This window comes from Oryzicola mucosus, assembly GCF_014534685.1.
Lineage (GTDB): Bacteria > Pseudomonadota > Alphaproteobacteria > Rhizobiales > Rhizobiaceae > Oryzicola > Oryzicola mucosus.
Map to the genome: position 1 here is coordinate 819,524 of NZ_JACVVX010000001.1, position 15,340 is coordinate 834,863.

Here is a 15,340-nt window from a genome sequence, read left to right on the forward strand (position 1 = left end):
ACTCATCGATAGCTGTGGTTGTCGAGATAGAGTTCCGAGGCTTCGCCGCGAGTTCCATCCCACCGGAAGACAAGCCGCCATTGCTTGTTGACGCGAATTGAATGGAAGCCGTCAAGGCTGCCACGCAGCTTCTCGAAATGGTTGCTCGGTGGAACCCGCAAATCCAGATCGGTGACGGAGTCGTCAATCATCTGAAGCTTACGGAACAGCCGGGTTTCGAGATCGGGCGGGATGTTTCGAGAATGGGTGTCGTCTACGAAGAATGACCGCAGCCATTCGTCCCGAAAACCAACAATCATTCAGCGGTACTCCTAATCAGGGATGATGTACCACTCAATGGTGCATCGTGCAATTCTCTGAGTTCGGTGTCAGTCGCAGCGAGGATTGGCCTATCAACTACTCCTTGCCGTCGTGGCCTCACGCCGGGCGCCGCCGGCTGGTCGCCAGGTCGAGAACACTGGATGCCAGTCGCAGCTTAACACCGTCCTGCATAAAGGCGGGTGTGTTGCGCTTGTCGCGCTCGGGTTGATGCAGGACCGAAACCAGGGTCAGGCGGTCGCCATTCGGAAGATCGGCGGAACCGCCTTCGCCCAGGCCGATCAGTGCCAGGCCTTTCATATCATACAAGGACAGCGCAAAGTTCGGAAAATCATCGCCCTCGCTTGGAACCAAGAGGACCTGCCCGCAGGTTTCATCATTGATCGCATAGACAATGCGGCTGTTGAGTGTGACGACATCAGGCGGGATATCATCCCGAAGGACAATCACCGCTTGGGCCAGCTTGCGGCGCAGGAAGGCGGCGTAATCCGCCTTGCGCGGCATTCGGGCGAAATGGTCGAGAATGGTTTCGAGGACGCAATGGTCCTTCGCAGTCAGATGGATCGGGCTGGACATGAACGGTCTCCCGCCGGGCGCGGCGCGCCCGGCTTTCAAGGTGCGACTTGAGTGGGAATCCCCTGTACCGGTGAAGACACCGGCCAGGGGCTACAGTCCTGCGATGAGGCAGCCCGAATGGTTCAGAAAACGCGGTCTCCGAGCATGACGGTGCTTCGTCTCGAAAACCGGCGGCATGATATTAGGCCTCGACGGCCGGCTTGGTGACAGACAGAACGGTGAGGCGATGATTGCGCCCGTCGCGCGCCGTCCAATCGATCGACTGGCCAGCCGCAAGGCCGATCAGCGCCCCTCCGATCGGGGTGAGGATGGAGATGCGGCCTTGCGCGATATCCGCTTCAGCGGGGAAGACGAGGGTCACGGTGCGGTGCTGGCCGTCATCGGCTTCATATTCGACCGTCGAGCCCATGCGGACGACGTCCTCTGGGACGGCTGTGTCCTTGACGACCTTTGCCCGTTCGAGTTCGAGCAGCAGGTCGTCGGCGACCTCGGGGATGCGGTCGAGGGCGTCATTGGCTAGACGCATCAACCGGTCATGATCGATCTGGCCGATGACGATCTTCGGTTTGCCCCTGGAAGTCTTGCTGGTTGGGTTTGTCATGGTGTTCTTGTGCTGCATGGCGCGCGACCGTTGGGCCCTGCGGCTGCAATTTTTCCTGTTTTCGGTGGTTGAGATGCCAAAAAAGCCCCGAGTTCACGGCGAATGCCGTGCCGGGGGTCACTGTCCTGCGATCGGGAAGATCCGGAAGATAAGGCATCCAAAGAGGTTCATCCCTTAAACATGGCGATGTCTGGCCCGTTGTCAAGCCTGCGCGGACTTTGGCGGGCGAAAGCGTTTCAGTGTGGTGGACCGCGGTCGCTCGATTTGGGTAACCATAGACTTGCACGAAATCGAAAGTTCCTTTCTCCTATGACCGATTTCGAAAAGACTTGACGCGGATCAAGGCCGGTCCGCGAGAGGTCCGCAAGTGTTGCGAAGGATGCCCGCGGGCGGCATCGCCCAGTTTGAACGGAGGATTTCGATGACCTACAAGTCTGTGCTGGTGAACCTCGATATCGACAAGGGCGATGCGGCCGGGCTGGTGCGCTATGCCGCAGACTTCGCGCGTCACTTTGGCGCAAGGCTTGTCGGCGTGACGGCTGCCGACGTGACACCGCCCGTGGTGACCATGGAGGGCATGGTCGTGGATGGCGAGTTGATCACCCAGCAGCGCGAAGACATCGAGCAGCGTATCGCCGAGCTGGAAGGCGTCTGCCGCGAGGCGGCTGGGGCCGGGATTGACGTCGACTGGCGCGGACAAGTGGACAACCCCACGCGCTACCTCAGCGAAATTGCCCGCCTCGCCGATGTGATCGTGACCGGACCCTCGCATGGTTCGGGCCGGTCCGTCGATCTCGGCACGCTGCTGCTCGATGCCGGTCGGCCGGTTCTGGTGGCTGCGGAAGGGGCGCAGAGCTTCGAAGCCGGAACCGTGCTGGTGGCCTGGAAGGACTCCCGAGAAGCCCGCCGCGCGGTGCGCGACGCGGTGCCGCTTCTGGTGGCCGCCAAGGAGGTCGTGGTGGCGACAGTGGACCGCGAGGGCGGCGCTTATCTGGAAGCGAGCCTGGCCGATGTCGCGGGCTATCTCGCGCTGCATGGAGCCAAGGTGCGGACCGAGCTGATCACCGGCCACAACGACAGCGGCCATCTGGTCGAGCTGGCAGACAGCATCGGAGCTTCGACCGTCGTTTCGGGCGCCTACGGCCACAGCCGTCTGCGGCAGTGGATTTTCGGCGGCGTGACCCATTCGCTGCTCGGTGAGAACCGCTACAGTCGCTTCATGGTCGGCGGCTGATCGAGGGTCCGTCCGGGCAATTCGCACACGCGATTGACGTTTTTGCGCCGTCTTTTCGAAAGGAAAGGCGGCGCAGTTGTCTGTGCATTGAATGCCGACAGTTATGAGATTGTGGAAACAAGGGCCACAAAAAACAACACCCGCCGGGGGAGGAGGTCCGGCGGGTGTCGTATGTGGCCGGCCAGCGAACGGGAGGAGGTGTTCTGCTGACCGTATTCACCGCGTGTCAGGGAGGAGGAAGACGTGCGGCGAAATTCAGTAAGGTCAACATAGCTGTCCTATCGCCTTTTGATAAGTGCGTTTTGCGCATGGGAGCCCTGCAATTTGTGCAATGCACAATGACGAGATCGCGGCAGCCGTGCATCGTGAACTGCTTGGAAGCTGCCGAAAAGCCAAGCGTCTTTCAGTGCTTGCGCGACAGTTCCCGCGTGGCGGCCTCCAGGCCGGCGAGTGTCAACGGATACATGCGCTGGCCGAACATCTGCCGCACCATGCTGATCGATTGGGTGTAGCCCCAGTGCTGCGCCGGGGTCGGATTGAGCCAGACAGCGTTGGGCCATTGCGCGAGAACGCGCGACAGCCAGACGCTGCCAGGCTCGGGGTTCCAGTGCTCAACCGAACCGCCGGCTGAGACGATCTCGTAAGGGCTCATCGAGGCGTCGCCGACGAAGATGACCTTGTAGTCGTGGCCGTATTTGTGCAGCACGTCGAAGGTGGGGATGACCTCCGAATGCCGGCGTCGGTTATCCTTCCACACGCCTTCATAGAGGCAGTTGTGGAAGTAGAAATATTCCATGTGCTTGAACTCGACGCGGGCCGCCGAAAACAGCTCCTCGACCACCTTGATGTGGTCGTCCATCGAGCCGCCCACATCGAAAAACATCAGAAGCTTCACCGCATTGCGGCGCTCGGGGCGGGTCTGCACGTCGAGATAGCCGTGCTCGGCGGTGGCGTGAATCGTACCGGGCAGGTCGAGCTCTTCTTCGGCGCCTTCGCGCACCCATCGGCGCAGACGCTTCAACGCAACCTTGATGTTGCGGGTGCCGAGTTCGACCGAATCGTCGAAATTGCGGAATTCGCGCTTGTCCCACACCTTGACGGCGCGGCGGTGGCGGCTTTCGCTCTGACCGATGCGGACACCTTCGGGATTGTAGCCATAGGCCCCGAAGGGCGAGGTGCCGGCGGTCCCTATCCATTTGGAACCGCCCTGGTGGCGGCCCTTCTGCTCTTCCAGCCGCTGCTTCAGCGTCTCCATCAGCTTGTCGAAACCGCCGAGGCTTTCGACAAGCTTCTTCTCCTCGTCGGTCAAATGCTTTTCGGCAAGGCGCCGCAGCCAATCCTCGGGCAGGTTGGCGACATCCACGGGACTTTCGCCGGACAGAGCTTCCAGCCCCTTGAAGACATGTGAAAACACCTGGTCGAAACGGTCGATGTTGCGCTCGTCCTTCACCAGCGTGGCGCGCGCCAGATAATAGAAACCCTCGACGTCGTAAGTGACGAGATCGGCCTGCAGTCCCTCCAGCAATGCCAGATACTCCCGAAGGGAAACGGGGACTTTTGCAGCCTTGAGTTCGAGAAAGAAGGGAATGAACATGACGACGGTTGTGCGGCAGGAGTCGGCGCTTGGCAAGTCTGCAAGGTTGCTAGCAAAATGCTCTATGGTGACGGGAAACAAAGAATCCGTGCCATGGCAAGCCTGCATGTCCGCGATGTCGATGACGAAATTGTCGATCGTCTCAAGCAGAGGGCCGCAGACAACGGCGGTTCCGCGGAGGCGGAGCATCGCGAGATTTTGAGGCAGCCCTGAGGTGGGATGCGCAGGTTCAATGGACAAGGGCGTTTGGGACAGGAGAACTGCCGAGCTTCGCGAACGATTGAAAGGGCGTCATCACACGCCTTCCGAAGTTCTTCTGCGCGAATCCAGGGATGAGCGCTGACAATGAAGCTGGTCGTCGACGCCAGTGTTGCGATCAAATGGCTTATTCCCGAAGAGGACCATGAGAAGGCGCTTAAAGTCGCTGCCGAACACGAACTCATAGCTCCGCAACCGATTTACGCGGAATGTGTGAACATTGTCTGGAAAAAGGTGCGGCGGGGGCAATTCACCAGAAAGAAGCACAAGAGGCCGCGCTTTTCATCGATACGTTCTATGTCCGTACGGTGGCGATGCGGAGCGATGCCGGCTCCTGAGTTCCCTCTAAAGCAGATCGTACTCGATGAAGCCGGTTCGCGTCGCAACATGGTCGTAGAGCCGGCGGGCGGTGGTGTTGTCTTCCTTGGTCATCCAGTAGACGTTCTTGACGCCGATTTCGGCTGCTTGGAGCCGAACAGCCTCGATGAGTGCAGCACCCACGCCCTTGCCGCGACTGTCGGGATCGGCGAACAGATCCTGCAGGTAGCAGTTGTTCACCAGCGACCAGCAGGTTCGGTGATACATGTAGTGAACGAGTCCCACCGGCTTGCCGTCGAGCAGGGCAAGAATGCCCTTGGGCTCGAATTCGCCATCTGTAAACAGGCGCTGCCAGGTCAAGCTGTAGACCTCTTCCGGCAGCGTGGCGTTGTAAAAGGTAAGATAGGCTGTCCAGAGCCGCCGCCACTCCGCGTGGTCGCCCTGTTGCAGTGGCCGTATCGTCAAACCCGACATGATCTTTCCCTCAACCCTCTTTTTCGCACTTTGCCACCATCGGCCATGGTTGGACAGCGCCAGCGCCGTCCTATCGCTGGCTCAGCTGTTCCTTAACGGGGCATCAGCTACCGTTTTACGGCCTGCACACGCGTTGCCGCGAACTGGCTGACCATCACCAGGAGCGTTGCGGCCCATCGCCGCCTGCAGGACGGGTCCGAAATCGATGGCCGAGCTGATGCCGGTGCTGTTCCGTCGCCAGCTCGACGCGCACCAGCTTCCTTCGCGTTTTCCGAAGTGCATGCCCACGTCAACTATATGATCGGACGCGGCGACCTCCGCTGGGCAGCACCCGATGCCGGCATGCTGCGCTGTGCTGGTTTAGCGCGGCAGATTACCCGTTTCGGCGCGCCATGAATGCAAGGCGTTCGAACAGATGCACGTCCTGCTCGTTCTTGAGCAAGGCGCCGTGCAGCCTAGGCAATGCGTGCTTGGCGTCGGTGCGCAGATCCTCGGGCGCGATGTCGTCGGACACCAGAAGCCGGATCCAGTCCAGCGCCTCGGAAGTGGATGGCTTCTTTTTCAGGCCGGGCACGTCGCGGATTTCGTAGAACTGGGTGAGCGCGGCGCGTACCAGAGCCTGCTTGATGCCGGGGTAATGCACGTCGACGATCTTCTGCAGCGTCTCGACCTCAGGGAAGCGGATGTAGTGGAAGAAGCAGCGGCGCAGAAAAGCGTCCGGCAATTCCTTCTCATTGTTGGAGGTGATGATGACGATGGGCCGGACGGCCGCCTTCACGGTTTCGCCGGTCTCGTAGACGAAGAACTCCATGCGGTCGAGTTCCTGCAACAGGTCGTTGGGAAACTCGATATCGGCCTTGTCGATCTCGTCGATCAACAGCACCACCTTCTTGCCGGCGGCGAAAGCCTCCCACAGCTTGCCACGCCGGATGTAATTCCGGATGTCGTTGAAGCGATCGTCTCCGAGCTGGCTGTCGCGCAGGCGCGAGACGGCATCGTATTCGTAAAGCCCTTGCTGGGCGCGAGTGGTGGATTTGACGTTCCACTCGATCATGTCGAGCCCGAGCCCTTCGGCCACCTGCCGCGCCAGCTCGGTCTTGCCGGTCCCCGGCTCGCCCTTGACCAGCAGCGGCCGCTCCAGCGCGATGGCCGCATTCACCGCAACCATCAGATCCTTGTCGGCGATATAGGCCGATGTCCCTTCAAAACGCATTCCAGGCTCCCTGTGTCGGCGGCGACTTTAGGGACCGGGCTTTTCCGGGGCAAGGCGCGCGAAGGAAAGTTTTCTCGGCCACTGGCGGGGACGGGGCCGGACCTTTATATTGGAGATGACGGTCTGTGCTTCGCGACAGGAGAGACATTTTCCCCGGGGCCTTAACGATCCTTAGGGAGCTGTCCCTGATTGGACCCGTGGGTCCTGTCACACGGCGCCCACCTACTTTGTAGGTTCCCGGGATCGACTTCTCCATCGGTTGCATGGATCGTCGCTTACATCAAAAACCGTCTCACATGATCTCTCCCAAAGACCGGAAAAAACAACTTCGCCAGGAAGCGCTTGCGCGGCGCGATGCGCTCGATCCACATTGGCGGATCGAGACGTCGCTGGCGATGGCTGATGCGGCCAGAAACATAGACGTCGAGCCCGGTGCTGTTGTCTCCGGCTTCTGGCCGATGCGGTCGGAGGTGGATGTGCGGCCTTTGATCTTCGCGCTGCGCGAAAACGGTGCGCGGCTGTGCCTGCCGGCCATTCTCGACAACACGACCATCGTGTTTCGCGAACTGGTGCGCGGCGCTGGACTCGTCGACATGGGGTTCGGCACGGCCGGCCCCGGCGAGGAGGCAGAGGTGCTGGACCCCACGCTGATGCTGGTGCCGCTGGCGGCTTTCGATGGGCGCGGGCATCGGATCGGCTATGGCGCTGGCTATTACGACCGCGCGATTGCCAGGCTGGAGGCCAAGGGCGCGCCGCCGCGGCTGATCGGTATCGCCTTCGATTGCCAGGAGGTCGAGCGCGTGCCGGACGAGCCGCATGACGTGATAATTCCCGAAATCCTGACGGAGTCCGGCTTGCGCCGCTTCGCATAAGGCGGCATGAGAGCGCCATGCGACTTCTTTTTCTTGGCGACATGGTGGGCAAGACCGGGCGGACTGCCGTCTGGCAGCAACTGCCCGGACTGATCTCGGATTTCCGGCTCGACTTCGTCATCGTCAATGGCGAGAACGCCGCCGGCGGTTTCGGCATCACCGAAGAGATTTTCCAGAACACGATCCAGGCTGGCGCCGATGTGGTGACCACCGGCAATCATGTCTGGGACCAGCGCGACGCGCTGAATTTTGCGCCGCGCGAGGACCGGTTCCTGCGGCCGTCGAACTTTCCCAAGGGGACGCCGGGGCGCGGCTCCGGCCTCTACATCGCCAAGAACGGCGCACGGGTGCTGGTATCCAACATTATGGGCCGGGTCTTCATGCATCCCGAACTGGACGATCCGTTCCAGGCGGGGGAACGCGAGCTTGCCGCCTGCCCGCTGGGGGAACAGGCCGATGCTGTCGTGATCGATTTCCACGCCGAGGCGACGAGCGAAAAGATGTGCTTTGCGCATTTCGTCGACGGGCGAGCCAGCCTCGTCGTCGGCACCCATACGCACCAGCCGACAGCGGATCACCAGATACTCAACGGCGGCACTGCCTATATGAGCGATGCCGGCATGTGCGGCGATTACGATTCATCGCTCGGCATGGACAAGGAGGAGCCCTTGAGCCGCTTCCTGTCGAAAGTGCCAAAAGGGCGCTTCGAGGTGGCGAGCGGGCCGGCGACGATTTGCGGCGTGGGCGTCGACATATCCGATCGTACCGGACTTGCCGAGCGTATTGCTCCGTTGCGTCGCGGCCCTAGATTGGAAGAAACCGCGCCTTCTTTCTGGTCCTGACATTGACGGGTGGCCGCGGCGTACCTACTTGCCCGCGACCATTGTCAGAATTTGTTAGAGATTCCGGAGAGGGAACCCCGCAATGATTGAATTTCTGGCACCCTATTTTGCCTTCGTGAACGATCCGACGGCATGGGTGGCCTTGATAACGCTTGTCATACTCGAGATCGTCCTCGGTATCGACAACCTCATCTTCATCTCGATCCTCACCAACAAGTTGCCGGAGCACCAACGCATTCCGGCGCGGCGGCTGGGCATCTCGGCGGCCCTCGTGATGCGGCTCGTGCTGCTTGCCACCATCTCCTATATCGTGGCGCTGACGCAGCCGGTCTTCACCATCTTCGGCAATGCCTTCTCATGGCGCGACATCATCCTCATCGCCGGCGGCCTGTTCCTCGTCTGGAAAGCCACGAAGGAAATCCACCACACCGTCGACCCGATCGACAGCAAGGACGAAATGCTGTCGAACACGTTGCAGCTGTCGCTTGGCGGCGCGATCTTCCAGATATTGCTGCTCGACCTGGTGTTCTCGGTCGATTCCATCATCACAGCCGTTGGCATGACCGATGAAATCGCAATCATGTACATCGCCGTCATCGCAGCGGTTTCGGTGATGCTGGTCGCGGCGACCCCGCTCGCCAACTTCATCGAGAAAAACCCGACCATCGTCATGCTGGCTCTGGGCTTCCTGCTGATGATCGGCATGACGCTGATCGCGGACGGCATGGGCTACCACGTGCCCAAGGGCTACATCTACGCCGCCATGGGCTTCTCTGCGCTTGTGGAGGGCCTCAACATGCTGGCGAGGAAGAAGACGAAGAGAAGCGAGTAGGGAATAGCCAATAGCGAATAGAGTTTTGGGTTGCGGTGGCGGGTAGCTGAGTGAAAACTCGCTACTCGCTACTCGCTACTCGCTACTCGCTACACCCCCTTCAGTACCACGATGGTCGGGCGGCTCGGCAAAGAGCGAAGCGAGACCGTCAGCGAAGGGCCGTCGCGGTAATCGACGGCAAAGCCTTCACCCATACGGCCGGTGAATTCGCTCATCGGCGTGGCGTGCCGGTGCATGGGCAGGATCATCGACGAATAGAGCCGGGTGGTAATCTCAGTCATCGCGTCGATGGAGAGCGTCATGCCGCCATCGACCGGCACCATGACGATGTCGAGGCGGCCGATTGCGCCGTAGTGTTCGTTTTCCAGCCGGTGGTGCAAATGTCCGAGATGGCCGATGCACAGGCCCGCCACCTCGAAGATGAAGATCGAATTGCCGTCCGCTTCCATGTCGCCCCAACGGCGGATGTCAGTCGGCACGTTGCGGACATAGACGTCGTCAATGACGACGGCATGCCTGGCCGGCCCACCTTCCGGGTTCCAGCCGCGCAGGACATATTCGATATTAGGGTCCGGCGCGTCGGTGTAGTGGGTGCGGTGAGCCTTGTTCATCGTCGCCACGCGCGGCAGGGGAGAAGAGCCGTAGACGCCGGAATAGTCGGTGGCGATCCGCACGCCGGCAGGTGTTTCGATGACATAGGTGGAGTGGCCGGCATAGGTGATGGTGACGTCGCCGTCGGCGCGTGCCTGAACCGGTGTCGCCGCAGGCGCGGTGAAACTGGCATAGGTCGCCTTGGGGATCGACTGGGCGATGGCCAGGCACTGGCTCGGCACCGGATCGTCCTGGGCGAAGGCGGTCCCGGCCAAGGGCAGCAGCAGGAACTGTGCGAGAACGGCGGCGAAGCGGGTGGCGGACATGGCGTCTTTCCGGCTTGGGGCTGTTGGGCGCACTATGACTGTTGCGCGGCTTTCCTGCACACTCACGTTTTCGCGAGCCGCGCTGCACGTACGCCATGAGAACGGGATGTGCTGGAGTGCTCGAAATTCCTGCGTCGCGGCATTGCGCAGGAGCGCGGGGCATGGTTTACGGCGTGTTCTTCGCGGGCGCGAGCGATGACGTCATGGCCCGATCTTGTTCCAGGGCCAGAAAACCATGATCCGTCTCGAAAATATCGGCAAGCAAAACGGCAAGCAGATCGTCTTCATCGAAGCTTCGGCGGCGATCCAGAAGGGCGAAAAAGTCGGCCTTGTCGGGCCCAACGGCGCCGGCAAGACGACACTGTTTCGCATGATCACCGGCCAGGAACAGCCCGACGAAGGTCAGGTCGCGGTCGATCGCGGGGTGACCATCGGCTATTTCAGCCAGGATGTCGGCGAGATGGCCGGCCGCAGCGTGGTGGCCGAAACGATGGACGGCGCCGGGCCGATCAGCGCGCTGATCGCCGAGATGAGCGAATTGGAAGCCGCGATGGGCGACCCCGAGCGCGCCGACGAAATGGACGAGATCATCGAGCGTTACGGTGAGGCCCAGGGACGCTTCGAGGAACTCGACGGCTATTCGCTCGACGGGCGCGCGCGCGAAGTGCTCGACGGCCTCGGCTTCAGCCAGGAGATGATGGACGGCGATGTCGGCAAGCTCTCCGGCGGCTGGAAGATGCGCGTCGCACTTGCCCGCATCCTCCTGATGCGCCCCGACGCGCTGTTGCTCGACGAGCCGAGCAACCATCTGGACCTCGAATCGCTGATCTGGCTGGAAGATTTCCTGCAAAACTATTCCGGCGCGCTGTTCATGACCTCGCACGACCGCGAATTCATGAACCGCATCTGCACCAAGATCGTCGAGATCGACGCCGGTTCGCTCACCACTTATTCTGGCAACTACGAGTTCTACCAACAGCAGCGCGCCATCAGCGAAAAGAACCAGCAGGCGCAGTTCGAGCGGCAGCAGGCCATGCTGGCCAAGGAACTGGACTTCATCGCCCGCTTCAAGGCGCGCGCCTCGCATGCGGCCCAGGTGCAGAGCCGGGTCAAGAAGCTCGAGAAGATCGACAAGGTCGAGCCGCCCAAGCGCCGCCAGACGGTGTCGTTCGAGTTCCAGCCGGCGCCGCGCTCCGGCGAGGACGTCGTGACGCTGAAGAACGTCCACAAAAGCTATGGCAGCCGTACGATCTATGAAGGGCTGGACTTCCAGGTTCGCCGCAAGGAACGCTGGTGCATCATGGGCATCAACGGCGCGGGCAAGTCGACGCTTCTGAAGCTGGTCGCCGGCGCGTCCGACCCCGACAATGGCACCGTCGCGCGCGGTCCCAGCGTCAAGATGGGCTATTTCGCGCAGCATGCGATGGATCTGCTCGATGGCGAGCGCACCGTATTCCAGTCGCTGGAAGACAATTTCCCGCAGGCCGGCCAGGCGCCGTTGCGCGCTTTGGCCGGCTGCTTCGGCTTTTCCGGCGACGAGATCGAGAAGAAGTGCCGGGTTCTGTCCGGCGGCGAAAAGGCGCGGCTGGTCATGGCGATCATGCTGTTCGATCCGCCGAACCTTCTGGTGCTGGACGAGCCGAGCAACCATCTCGACATTGCCACCAAGGAAATGCTGATCACCGCGCTGTCGCAATATGAGGGGACGATGCTGTTCGTCTCGCATGACCGCCATTTCCTCGCAGCACTGTCCAACCGCGTGCTCGAACTGACGCCCGACGGCATCCACACCTATGGCGGCGGCTATACGGAGTATGTCGAGCGCACCGGCCATGAGGCGCCCGGCCTGCGCAGCTGATGCCGGACGAACCGTCCGCGGGGGACAAAACCAAAGTTCAGCCGGCGATAGATCGCATTGCGTTGCGCTGGACGTTTTGGCGCGTTTTCTCTATATAGCGCGCCATCCAGACACTATCGACGACCACTGCAGGGGTTTCATGGCCGGCCATTCACAGTTCAAGAACATCATGCACCGTAAGGGGCGGCAGGATGCCGTCCGGTCCAAGATGTTCTCCAAACTCGCACGCGAAATCACCGTTGCCGCCAAGCAGGGCCTGCCTGACCCGGCGATGAACCCGCGCCTCAGGCTCGCGGTGCAGAACGCCAAAGCGGAATCGATGCCCAAGGACAACATCCAGCGGGCGATCAACAAGGCTTCCGGCGGCGACGCGGACAATTACGAGGAAGTGCGCTACGAGGGGTACGGCCCCGGCGGCGTGGCGGTGATCGTGGAAGTCCTGACCGACAACCGCAACCGCTCGGCCTCCAATGTGCGCGCCGCCTTCACCAAGTCGGGCGGGGCGCTGGGCGAGACCGGCTCGGTTGCCTTCATGTTCGACCGCGTCGGCGAGATCGTCTATCCGGCTTCGGTCGGCGATGCCGACAAGGTGATGGACGCCGCCATCGAAGCAGGCGCCGACGACGTGCAGTCCGACGAGGATGGCCACACCATCATCTGCGGTTTCGAAGCGCTGGGCGAGACCTCCAAGGCCCTGGAAGCAGCCCTTGGCGAGGCAAGCTCGGTCAAGGTGATCTGGAAGCCGCAAAACAGCATCCCGGTCGATGAAGACCGCGCGCAGTCGCTGATGAAGCTGGTCGGTACGCTCGAGGATGACGACGACGTCCAGAACGTCTACGCCAATTTCGAGATCGACGACGAGACCATGGCCAAGCTGAGCGCGGCCTGATGGACACAGCCTCCAAGCCCGTCATCCGGATCGCCTACTGCACCCAGTGCAACTGGCTGTTGCGGGCGGGCTGGATGGCGCAGGAGCTGTTGTCGACCTTCGGCACCGATCTCGGAGAAGTTACGCTGGTGCCGGGCACTGGCGGCATCTTCGAGATCACCTGCGACGGGCACGTGGTATGGGAACGCAAGCGTGACGGCGGTTTTCCCGATGCGGCGAAGCTCAAGCAGCTCGTGCGCGACGTGATCGACCCCAATCGCGATCTCGGCCATTCCGACCGCAAAGCCAAGGCGGAAAAGCCGGCGGGTTGAGGCCGTAGGGGCAGTGGGTTGCCGCCGCGTATCGGATACACGTCAAACCCAAAGGAAAAGGCGCTTGCCTTGCAGCAAGCGCCTCCGTGTTTCCGTCCATGGCGCGGCTCAGTGGCAGTGACCGAGGTCACCGACCGCGCATCTCGCGCCTTAACGGGAAGACTGCTTCCCGAAAGTGCAATCCGCTGAGCCTACGTTCTGGAAAACGAAATCACTCGACATCGGATCACCTCCTTTCAGTTCGTTGAACACGACGCCAATGTGGGATGATTTTCGCGACTGCGCAAGAGCCTCTTAATTCTTCTTTTGGCGAATCCGGTTTGCGCCGGCGACGCGTCTTGACACAGCCCGGCTTTTTCATATTTGATCCGCGCCAGAGCGCTTGGGGCGCCACCTGTCCGCGGCAAGGGAGCCTGCTCCCACCCATTCGGCGATACCGAAGACGACTTTCCCAGCCTTCTTCCGGCCTGTGAAGCGGACATCAGGCGCAATGGAAGGATGCTTCAATGGCCCTCACCCCGCGTGACCTCTCATCCCGCACCACGCTTGAAACCCTGCGCGGCCAGGCAAAACGCTGGCTCAAGGCACTTCAAGCGGGTGACAGCAATGCCGTCGGCCGCTTCGCATCGGCCTTTCCCGGTCATGCCGGCGTCCCGCGCCTGCGCGAGGTCCAGCAAGCGTTGAGCCGCGAGTATGGCTTTGCCAGCTGGGCAGCCCTCAAGCAGGAGATCACCGATCGGGAGCTCGCCCGGCGCGGTCATGGCGAGCGCGTGGCGCTTTTCCTGGAAAAGTCTGCTTTGCGCTATGGTCTGGCGCCTGGCGCGCTGGACTATGGCAACTACGAGGCGGACAGACCGGCCCGCGGTGCGATGGCGCTGCGGCTGTTCGAAAACCACCCCGAGATCGCCCGCGACAGCATTCATACGGCAGTAGCTGCCGGCGACATCGCAGCGGTCCGGACGTTCATCGCCAACGATGCATCGCTTGCCGCGCAGCCCGGCCCCGTCGATGGCTGGACGCCATTGCTGCGGCTCGCTTATACGCGCCTGCCCTCCGAGGCTACCGGGCGCGATGCGGTGGAGATCGCAAGCCTTTTGCTCGACAATGGAGCGTCGGCGTCGGATTTCTGGAGCGACGGCCGGAACCATTTCATCGTGCTGACCGGCGCCATCGGCGGTGGAGAAAGCAACCAGCCGCCGCATCCCAGGGCCGAGGATCTGGTGCGCCTGCTGCTTGGCCGTGGCGCCGACCCGCTCGACGGCCAAGCGCTGTACAACACCTCGTTGGGTGCCGACGACACTTTCTGGCTCGACCTGCTCTGGGCCGAATCCGGGCGGCGCGGCGAGACGGCGCGCTGGCGCGAAACGCCGCGCGAACTGCACGGACCGGCGCTCGACTATCTGCTGGGCAATGCGGTGCCGAACCAGCCCAAGCGCGCCGCATGGCTTCTGGCGCATGGCGCGCGCGCCGACGCAACTAACCCGCATTCCAGGCGCAGCGTGGTCCGCAGCGCCGTGCTGAACGGGCGCAGGGATTTGGCGCAGCTGTTGATTGAGAATGGCGCTGTCGAGCCCGAATTGACTGCGCAGGAGGCTTTCGTGGCCGCCATTGCATCGGGCGAGGAAGCGCAAGCGCGCAAGCTGCTGGAGGGAAACGCCGCGTTTCTTGCCGATCCGCAACCTTTCTTCATCGCCGTCAGGCAGGCTCGGCCTGCCATAGCGCGGCTTGCGCTGGCTTTGGGCCTGTCGCCCGATGTCGAGACCCGCGACGGCGTGCGCCCGCTGCACGAGGCTGCCGGCGTCAATGCGCTGGAGATCGTGCGGCTGCTGGTGGAGGCCGGCGCCGAGGTGGACGCTGTCGAACGGCGCTATGGTTCCACACCGCTCGGTTGGGCGAACCACAACGGTGCCGATGCGGTGCTGGCCTATCTGGCGGCGCTCAGCGGGGATGTCTGCGGCCTGTGCCAGGCAGCCCGGCTCGAGCAGTTGGAGGTGCTGCTGCAGGCCGATGCAGGGCTGGCAAATACCAGGACACGGTCGGGCCTGCCACCGCTCTTCACCTTGCCCGACGATGACGGACAGGCAGCGGACGTGGCCGAATTGCTGCTTGCGGCGGGTGCCGATGCTACGGCGCGAAACCCGGCTGGCCTGACACCAGCCGATGTCGCGCGCCAGAGAGGGCTGTTCGATACCGCTACCCTCTTGGCGCCCTGACAGCCACGGACAACAATCCG

Annotated in this window: 17 protein-coding genes and 1 other RNA gene; 11 read left to right on the forward strand and 7 right to left on the reverse strand. The window is 62.0% G+C overall.

The window, feature by feature from the left end; all coding sequences use genetic code 11:
• Positions 1 to 2: 2 nt before the first annotated feature.
• The 3 genes from ICI42_RS03850 to rnk form a co-directional block, all read right to left on the reverse strand.
• On the reverse strand, positions 3 to 299 hold the full coding sequence (locus ICI42_RS03850; protein WP_188163188.1) for a type II toxin-antitoxin system RelE/ParE family toxin: 297 nt from the start codon (positions 297 to 299) through the stop codon (positions 3 to 5).
• Positions 300 to 417: 118 nt separating this feature from the next.
• Entirely contained in the window at positions 418 to 822 is a 405-nt protein-coding gene (locus ICI42_RS03855) for a hypothetical protein (protein WP_188163189.1), read from the reverse strand.
• A 253-nt stretch (positions 823 to 1,075) separates the two neighbouring features.
• Entirely contained in the window at positions 1,076 to 1,495 is a 420-nt protein-coding gene (gene rnk, locus ICI42_RS03860; protein ID WP_188163190.1) for a nucleoside diphosphate kinase regulator, read from the reverse strand.
• A gap of 421 nt (positions 1,496 to 1,916) precedes the next feature.
• Here rnk and ICI42_RS03865 point away from each other — a divergent pair, with 421 nt between their 5' ends.
• Positions 1,917 to 2,729 carry a universal stress protein gene (locus tag ICI42_RS03865; protein ID WP_188163191.1) on the forward strand — a complete coding sequence of 271 codons (813 nt, stop codon included), beginning with the start codon at positions 1,917 to 1,919 and terminating at the stop codon, positions 2,727 to 2,729.
• A 403-nt stretch (positions 2,730 to 3,132) separates the two neighbouring features.
• Here the strand turns inward: ICI42_RS03865 and ICI42_RS03870 are convergent, their stop codons facing one another.
• A complete protein-coding gene (locus ICI42_RS03870) occupies positions 3,133 to 4,323 on the reverse strand; it encodes a vWA domain-containing protein (protein WP_188163708.1) in 1,191 nt (396 codons plus the stop codon).
• Between the two features lie 93 nt (positions 4,324 to 4,416).
• On the opposite strand from ICI42_RS03870, the gene ICI42_RS24225 reads away from it, so the two are divergent.
• Positions 4,417 to 4,536, forward strand: coding sequence for a FitA-like ribbon-helix-helix domain-containing protein (locus tag ICI42_RS24225; protein WP_407945127.1), 120 nt, complete (start codon positions 4,417 to 4,419; stop codon positions 4,534 to 4,536).
• A gap of 390 nt (positions 4,537 to 4,926) precedes the next feature.
• Here ICI42_RS24225 and ICI42_RS03875 read toward each other — a convergent pair whose 3' ends face one another.
• A complete protein-coding gene (locus tag ICI42_RS03875) occupies positions 4,927 to 5,373 on the reverse strand; it encodes a GNAT family N-acetyltransferase (protein WP_188163192.1) in 447 nt (148 codons plus the stop codon).
• Positions 5,374 to 5,539: 166 nt separating this feature from the next.
• Between ICI42_RS03875 and ICI42_RS24230 the strand changes: the two genes are divergently transcribed.
• Complete coding sequence (locus ICI42_RS24230) at positions 5,540 to 5,674, forward strand: hypothetical protein (protein ID WP_407945128.1); 135 nt, start codon at positions 5,540 to 5,542, stop codon at positions 5,672 to 5,674.
• 72 nt (positions 5,675 to 5,746) lie between these two features.
• Here the strand turns inward: ICI42_RS24230 and ICI42_RS03880 are convergent, their stop codons facing one another.
• Entirely contained in the window at positions 5,747 to 6,586 is an 840-nt protein-coding gene (locus tag ICI42_RS03880) for an AAA family ATPase (protein WP_188163193.1), read from the reverse strand.
• A 117-nt stretch (positions 6,587 to 6,703) separates the two neighbouring features.
• On the opposite strand from ICI42_RS03880, the gene ssrS reads away from it, so the two are divergent.
• From ssrS to ICI42_RS03900, 4 genes are all read left to right on the forward strand, one after another.
• A non-coding RNA gene (gene ssrS / locus ICI42_RS03885) (6S RNA) lies at positions 6,704 to 6,860 on the forward strand.
• 22 nt (positions 6,861 to 6,882) lie between these two features.
• On the forward strand, positions 6,883 to 7,458 hold the full coding sequence (locus ICI42_RS03890) for a 5-formyltetrahydrofolate cyclo-ligase (protein ID WP_188163194.1): 576 nt from the start codon (positions 6,883 to 6,885) through the stop codon (positions 7,456 to 7,458).
• A gap of 17 nt (positions 7,459 to 7,475) precedes the next feature.
• Complete coding sequence (locus ICI42_RS03895; protein WP_188163195.1) at positions 7,476 to 8,300, forward strand: TIGR00282 family metallophosphoesterase; 825 nt, start codon at positions 7,476 to 7,478, stop codon at positions 8,298 to 8,300.
• Between the two features lie 82 nt (positions 8,301 to 8,382).
• Positions 8,383 to 9,132, forward strand: a complete 750-nt coding sequence (locus tag ICI42_RS03900) for a TerC family protein (RefSeq protein WP_188163196.1) — start codon at positions 8,383 to 8,385, stop codon at positions 9,130 to 9,132.
• Positions 9,133 to 9,221: 89 nt separating this feature from the next.
• Here the strand turns inward: ICI42_RS03900 and ICI42_RS03905 are convergent, their stop codons facing one another.
• Positions 9,222 to 10,049, reverse strand: a complete 828-nt coding sequence (locus ICI42_RS03905) for an MBL fold metallo-hydrolase (protein WP_188163197.1) — start codon at positions 10,047 to 10,049, stop codon at positions 9,222 to 9,224.
• A gap of 235 nt (positions 10,050 to 10,284) precedes the next feature.
• Between ICI42_RS03905 and ICI42_RS03910 the strand changes: the two genes are divergently transcribed.
• The 4 genes from ICI42_RS03910 to ICI42_RS03925 all read left to right on the forward strand — a co-directional run bounded on the left by ICI42_RS03910 (position 10,285) and on the right by ICI42_RS03925 (position 15,320).
• Positions 10,285 to 11,907: an ABC-F family ATP-binding cassette domain-containing protein gene (locus ICI42_RS03910; RefSeq protein ID WP_188163198.1), complete on the forward strand. Its 1,623-nt coding sequence runs from the start codon at positions 10,285 to 10,287 to the stop codon at positions 11,905 to 11,907.
• A gap of 139 nt (positions 11,908 to 12,046) precedes the next feature.
• Positions 12,047 to 12,796: a YebC/PmpR family DNA-binding transcriptional regulator gene (locus ICI42_RS03915; protein WP_188163199.1), complete on the forward strand. Its 750-nt coding sequence runs from the start codon at positions 12,047 to 12,049 to the stop codon at positions 12,794 to 12,796.
• Positions 12,796 to 13,107: a SelT/SelW/SelH family protein gene (locus ICI42_RS03920; protein WP_188163200.1), complete on the forward strand. Its 312-nt coding sequence runs from the start codon at positions 12,796 to 12,798 to the stop codon at positions 13,105 to 13,107. The genes ICI42_RS03915 and ICI42_RS03920 overlap by 1 nt, the downstream gene beginning before the upstream one ends.
• 506 nt (positions 13,108 to 13,613) lie before the next feature.
• The gene (locus tag ICI42_RS03925) at positions 13,614 to 15,320 is read left to right on the forward strand and encodes an ankyrin repeat domain-containing protein (protein ID WP_188163201.1); all 1,707 of its coding nucleotides are present in this window, start codon (positions 13,614 to 13,616) and stop codon (positions 15,318 to 15,320) included.
• Positions 15,321 to 15,340: the final 20 nt, after the last annotated feature.

Coding starts and splice junctions, on each gene's coding strand:
- ICI42_RS03890 (WP_188163194.1), top strand. CDS start 6,883: ATGATCTCTCCCAAAGACCGGAAAAAACAACTTCGCCAGGAAGCGCTT.
- ICI42_RS03920 (WP_188163200.1), top strand. CDS start 12,796: ATGGACACAGCCTCCAAGCCCGTCATCCGGATCGCCTACTGCACCCAG.
- ICI42_RS03865 (WP_188163191.1), top strand. CDS start 1,917: ATGACCTACAAGTCTGTGCTGGTGAACCTCGATATCGACAAGGGCGAT.
- ICI42_RS03895 (WP_188163195.1), top strand. CDS start 7,476: ATGCGACTTCTTTTTCTTGGCGACATGGTGGGCAAGACCGGGCGGACT.
- ICI42_RS03880 (WP_188163193.1), bottom strand. CDS start 6,586: ATGCGTTTTGAAGGGACATCGGCCTATATCGCCGACAAGGATCTGATG.
- ICI42_RS03870 (WP_188163708.1), bottom strand. CDS start 4,323: ATGTTCATTCCCTTCTTTCTCGAACTCAAGGCTGCAAAAGTCCCCGTT.
- ICI42_RS24225 (WP_407945127.1), top strand. CDS start 4,417: ATGGCAAGCCTGCATGTCCGCGATGTCGATGACGAAATTGTCGATCGT.
- ICI42_RS03915 (WP_188163199.1), top strand. CDS start 12,047: ATGGCCGGCCATTCACAGTTCAAGAACATCATGCACCGTAAGGGGCGG.
- ICI42_RS03850 (WP_188163188.1), bottom strand. CDS start 299: ATGATTGTTGGTTTTCGGGACGAATGGCTGCGGTCATTCTTCGTAGAC.
- ICI42_RS03900 (WP_188163196.1), top strand. CDS start 8,383: ATGATTGAATTTCTGGCACCCTATTTTGCCTTCGTGAACGATCCGACG.
- ICI42_RS03855 (WP_188163189.1), bottom strand. CDS start 822: ATGCCGCGCAAGGCGGATTACGCCGCCTTCCTGCGCCGCAAGCTGGCC.
- ICI42_RS03910 (WP_188163198.1), top strand. CDS start 10,285: ATGATCCGTCTCGAAAATATCGGCAAGCAAAACGGCAAGCAGATCGTC.
- rnk (WP_188163190.1), bottom strand. CDS start 1,495: ATGACAAACCCAACCAGCAAGACTTCCAGGGGCAAACCGAAGATCGTC.
- ICI42_RS03925 (WP_188163201.1), top strand. CDS start 13,614: ATGGCCCTCACCCCGCGTGACCTCTCATCCCGCACCACGCTTGAAACC.
- ICI42_RS03905 (WP_188163197.1), bottom strand. CDS start 10,049: ATGTCCGCCACCCGCTTCGCCGCCGTTCTCGCACAGTTCCTGCTGCTG.
- ICI42_RS03875 (WP_188163192.1), bottom strand. CDS start 5,373: ATGTCGGGTTTGACGATACGGCCACTGCAACAGGGCGACCACGCGGAG.